Source organism: Mycobacterium sp. MUNTM1 (assembly GCF_054660795.1).
On sequence record NZ_BAAGDE010000071.1, the window covers coordinates 1 to 5,347 of the forward strand.

Sequence of the window (5,347 nt, forward strand, 5' to 3'; positions counted from 1 at the left end):
TTCAACAAGGGCGGGCCGTATCTGGCGCGCGGCGCCGACGACCTGGTGCCGACCGCGCAGCTGCTGGACACCTACAGCCCGGAGATCTATTGCCTGATGCGCAGCGAAAACGATGCCCTGGCCGCCACCGGCGCGGCCGAGGGCGGTTTCAACGGCTACTCGTTGAACATGGACACCGAGGTACTTTCCGGGCTTGGGCTGATCGCGAACCCGGTGTCCGCGGTGCCCGTCATCGCGTCGCTGGTGGGTGGCATCGCCGGCGTGGTCGGCGGCGCGCCCAACCCCTACATCTATCCCGAGAACCTGCCCAGGGTGAACGCGCGCGGCGGCCCGGGCGGCGCCCCGGGGTGCTGGCAGAAGATCACCCGCGACCTGTGGCCGGCACCCGAGCTCATCATGGACAGCGGCAACAGCATCGCCCCCTATAACCACCTGGACACCGGATCGCCGTATGCGATCGAGTACGTCTGGGGCCGCCAGGTCGGCGACAACACCATCAACCCCTAACAAGTGACGCATGCGCCACCATGCCCATCGCCGGTGCAGTAATTCAGCTGTCGGGCAGGGCATTACCACTCTGTCGGATTGCGTGGCCCACTCTATCTCCGGGTCCTGACTACGCTACCCGGCTTGATAAGCCGGACAACGGATTTCAAATCCACCACGCTCTGGATCATGTATTTCGCGATGATCGATGGACCGCGTTCCGCGGAAGCGCCTACTCGGCGCGTACACGCCCCGAGTGGAGTACTTAGGTAAGGCTAACGTAAGCTCACGACCTTGTGGGCGCCGTTGCCTCGATCAAGGGCGCAGCCAGTGGTCGGTCGGTGACGAGTGAGAAGGGTTTCGCGCATGCGCATCGTGTTCTTCGGATTCCAGACCTGGGGCTACGCGACTCTGAAAGCGCTCACCGAGATGGACCACGAGGTCGCGCTCGCCGTCACCCACCCTTCGAGCGAGGAATCGTACAAGGCGATCTGGTCGGCGCCGGTCGAAGACCTCGCGCATGAGCACGGCATTCCCGTGCATATCACCGAGACGGTGGACGGCGAGACCATCGACCTGGTGAAGCGCGCCGAACCCGATGTCATCGTCGTCAACAGCTGGTACTACCGGATGCCGGCGGAGCTCTATAACCTCCCGCCGCACGGCACGCTGAACTTTCACGATTCGCTGTTGCCGCGCTTCACCGGGTTCTCCCCGGTGCTGTGGGCGTTGATCAGCGGCGAGCCCGAATTCGGCTTGACCGTGCATCGCATGGATGACGGTCTGGACACCGGGGACATCCTCGTCCAGCGTTCGGTTCCGATCGGTCCCACCGATACCGGCACCGAATTGGTGCTGCGAGGCATGGATCTGATTCCGGAGGTGCTGGCCGAAGCGTTGGATGCGCTGGAGTCCGGCACCGCGGTCTGGCGGCCGCAGGACAAGTCCGAGCGGACGTATTTCCACAAACGTTCGGAACGCGACAGTTTGATCGACTGGAGCTGGTCGGCCGAGGACCTCGAGCGTTTTGTGCGCGCATTGTCCGACCCTTATCCCCGCGCGTTCACGTTCTACCGCGGCGAGCGGATCGAGGTCCTCGAGGCGCACGTCTCCGACGTCGGCTACGGCGGCACGCCGGGCCGGGTGATCGCCCAGGAGGAGGGCGGCGCCGTGGTGTGCGGGGCAGATGCGTATCGCGGCCGCAACCGCGGCCTGGTGATCACCCGCCTGCGTTCGGCGGACGGCGTCGAGTGCAGCGGTGAGAAGTTCTTTCGGCGTGGGGGCTACCTGATTAGTCAGCCATGAGAAGTTGCCTTTCCGGTAACGCCATGGACAACGCCGCCTCCATCGGGCAATCGGTTGTGAGCACGCACGATTACCCGGACAAGATAGACGCCAGGCTGCTGTGGATCGGCGCGGCATGCGGTCTGGCCGGCATGATGGGGCACCTGGACGGTACCGCGGTCGCCGTCGCCCAACGGACCTTTGCCGCCCAATTCGGATCCACTCAGGCCGTCGTCTCGTGGACGATGGCCGGCTACATGCTGGCGTTTGCCGCCGTGGTCCCGGTAACCGGTTGGGCGGCGGACCGATTCGGCACGAAGCGGCTCTTCACCGGTGGTGTCCTGGTGTTCACGCTCGCGTCCCTCCTGTGCACGATGGCTCCGAACATGTTTCTGCTCATCGTTTTTCGTGTTCTTCAGGGATGCGGAGGCGGCGTCATGACCCCGCTGAGCTTCGTGATCTTGACCCGCGAGTCGGGCCCCAAGCGCCTCGGCCGCTTGGTTGGGCTTGGAGCGGTTCCCTTCCTGCTCGGCCCGGTTGGCGGGCCGATCCTGGGCGGGTGGTTGATCGGCAGCTACGGCTGGAAGTGGATATTTTTGATCAACCTGCCGATCGGGCTGAGCGCCGTAGCGGTTGCGGCGGTGATGTTTCCGAAGGATCGTCCCGCACCGTCGGAGACGCTCGACGTGATCGGCATGTTGCTGCTGTCCCCGGGCATGGCGATCTTGCTGGCCGGGCTGTCATCGATCCCGGGGCGTCGCGCGATAACCGATCACCATGTGCTGATCCCGTCACTCATCGGCCTGGCATTGATCGTCGCCTTCGTTCTCCACGCCTGGCGTCGGGCCCACGCCCCGCTCATCGACCTGCGGCTGTTCCGGGACCGGATGGTCAGACAGGCCAACCTGACCTTGCTGATCTTCGCGGCCACCTATGTCGGAGTCCTATTGCTGGTCCCGAGCTATTTCCAGATCGCACTGCACCAGACGCCGATGCAGTCGGGGATGCATCTGATCGCCATGGGGATCGGCATCGTGGTGACCACGCCGTTCGCCGGCACATTCATGGACCGATACGGGCCCAGCAGAATCGTCCTGATCGCCTTCCCGCTGATGGCGGCGGGCCTGGGCGTCTTCACCATCGGAGTCGCCCGGCAATCGGCTTATTCACCGACGCTGCTGGCCGGCCTGATGCTCGTCGGGATGGGTGTGGGCTGTGCCGCGACACCGCTTTCGGCCGCGTGCGTGCTGCCGTTGGCTCCGCATCAGATCGCTCGGGGCACGACGTTGCGCAGTGTCAACAATCAGCTGGGCGGTGCCTTCGGTGCCGCGTTGGTGACGGTGCTGTTGACGAATCAGTTCAACCGCCACGAAAACACTGCGCCGACGAACAACGGCGTGCCCGTTGACCCGTCGGCAATTCCGCCGCAGACAACCGGAATCGCGGACGCCATGTCTCACCACCTCGTGCACGCCTACACCGTGGTCTTCGTTGCGGCCGCCGCCCTGGCGGGGGGCGCAATCGTCGCGGCGGCGTTCCTGCCGGTGAGGGCAGCCAGGCTCAATGAAGCCAACGTCGCGGGCGCAGAGTCGCTCGCCTAACGAAAAGGTTCGTCATCATATGCTCAACTACGGCACGCAACCAGACCTGCTGGGGCCGTTGACCGTTGCGCAACGTGCGATATGGGCCGCCCAAGAACTCCGGCCGGAAGTGCCGTTCAACTTTGCCGGATTCCTCGAGCTCGACCACGATGTCGACGCCGAAAAGCTCATGGCCGCATGCGAATCGGCGGCCACCCGATTCGGCTCGCCGTGTGCGCGGGTAGCGCTGGTCGACGACGAGCCGGTTTTCGTACTCGATCACTCGATTCCGCAGACGCTGAACACTCTCGACCTGCGTGCCGAGCCCGACCCGGTCGCAGCCGCCCGCGCCTGGATGGACGAAGATTACCGGCGCCCGATCGATCTGGTCCACGACGGGCTCACCAATTTCATGCTGATGCGGATCGCCGACGGGCTGTCCTATTTCTACCTGCGCACGCACCACGTTCTGCTGGACGGCTACGGCACCAACAATTTCATCCGGCACATCGCCGACGTCTATTCCGGCGCGGCCGCTACAACCGGCGAGGTCGATTTTTCGGGCTTCGGTGTGATCCGCGATGCGGAACTGAAGTATCAGCAATCGTCGCGCAGCGCAGCCGATGCCGAGTACTGGAAGAGCGTCGTGCGCGAGCCGCTGGAAATCGTCGACCTGGCCGGCGCCCAGCGGTCGGTGCCACCACGCCACCAGCTGGTGCGCGAGCTGGAATGCACGCAGCGGCTGGCGGAGAACCACCGGTTTGACGTGGCCAGGGTTGTCGCGACAATGGCCGTGTTCATCGCGAAAACGACGGGACACCAGACCGTTTCGTTGTCATTGCCGGTGTCGGCACGCACCAGCGCGGCCCTGAAGAACTGTGCGGGCATGGTGTCCAACATGGTGCCGCTGGTCATTCGCGTCGAAGACAGCGACACGATCGGCGCCCTGACCGACCGGGTCGGCACGGCCCTGGTCGGTGCGCTGCGCCACCAGCAGTTCCGGGGCTTCCCGGACATCATCGGCGACGGGGCCCGGCTCGACACCAACGTCGAATTCGGGCCGGTGATCAACGTCCTCGGTTTCGCGGCCCCCATTTACTTCGGGCCCTCGCTGGCGACGTGCAACATCTTGACCAATTTCCCGATCCAAGACATCGCGGTCAACATCTATCCGCAGCTGGACGACGGAGCTCCGCAGGTTCACTTCGGATGGAATCCCGAGCGCTACAGCGACGACGAAATCGCGAGGCACATAACACGTCTGGAGTCACTCTTCGACCGTCTTCTGGTGGCGGACCCGTCGACGGCGCTGCGCGAGGTGTCGGTCCTCGATCGCGGTGAGCGGGATCTGGTCACCTCGGCGTGGTCCGGTGCGGGTGCGACCGCACCCGTGGGGGTGGCGCCGGAGTTGTTGGCCGCGGCGGTGGCGGCCGATCCCGACGCGCTGGCGGTCGTCGACGGCGCCCGAGGGCTGTCGTATCGCGAGCTCGACGAGTCCTCGACGCGACTGGCCCGGGCGCTGATCGAGGCCGGGGTAGGACCGGAGTGCGCCGTGGGGGTGGCGATGGACCGCTGCCTGGAACTGGTCGTGGCCTGGTGGGCGGTGCTCAAGGCGGGCGGAGCATATGTGCCGCTTGATCCGGCGCACCCGGCCGAGCGGCTAAACACGGTGCTGGACACGGTGGCGGCGGTCTGCGTGCTGACCCGTGGCGCCGACACCCTGACCGGGGCCGGGGGGCGTCCGGTGTTGCCCGTGGACGGTCTCGACGTGTCCGGGTGGTCAGCGGAACCGATCACCGACGCCGACCGATCGGCCCCGTTGCGGGCCGCCAACACCGCCCATGTGATCTTCACGTCCGGATCCACCGGTGTGCCAAAGGGTGTGGCGGTGGGGCCCCCCCCCCCGAACGGGGGGGGCGCCCCCCCCCCCCCCGGGCGCGCGGACCCCCCCCCCCGGGGGGGGTTTGTTGCGCCGCCCGGGGGTTTATATTTTATTT

General features: G+C 65.7%; 4 protein-coding genes. All 4 read left to right on the forward strand.

Annotated elements, in window-relative coordinates:
* Positions 1-507: MCE family protein (locus ACYQ8K_RS26865; RefSeq protein WP_459973894.1), on the forward strand; the 507-nt coding region annotated here is incomplete at its 5' end.
* Positions 508-852: 345 nt separating this feature from the next.
* On the forward strand, positions 853-1,791 hold the full coding sequence (locus ACYQ8K_RS26870) for a methionyl-tRNA formyltransferase (RefSeq protein WP_459973896.1): 939 nt from the start codon (positions 853-855) through the stop codon (positions 1,789-1,791).
* Between the two features lie 23 nt (positions 1,792-1,814).
* The gene (locus tag ACYQ8K_RS26875) at positions 1,815-3,371 is read left to right on the forward strand and encodes a DHA2 family efflux MFS transporter permease subunit (RefSeq protein ID WP_459973898.1); all 1,557 of its coding nucleotides are present in this window, start codon (positions 1,815-1,817) and stop codon (positions 3,369-3,371) included.
* 19 nt (positions 3,372-3,390) lie between these two features.
* Positions 3,391-5,347 (forward strand): condensation domain-containing protein (locus ACYQ8K_RS26880; RefSeq protein WP_459973899.1); only part of this gene is annotated, 1,957 nt, incomplete at its 3' end.

Bases quoted from the DNA above. Each gene is read 5' to 3' on its own strand.
- ACYQ8K_RS26875 (WP_459973898.1), top strand. From the start codon at position 1,815: ATGGACAACGCCGCCTCCATCGGGCAATCGGTTGTGAGCACGCACGAT.
- ACYQ8K_RS26870 (WP_459973896.1), top strand. From the start codon at position 853: ATGCGCATCGTGTTCTTCGGATTCCAGACCTGGGGCTACGCGACTCTG.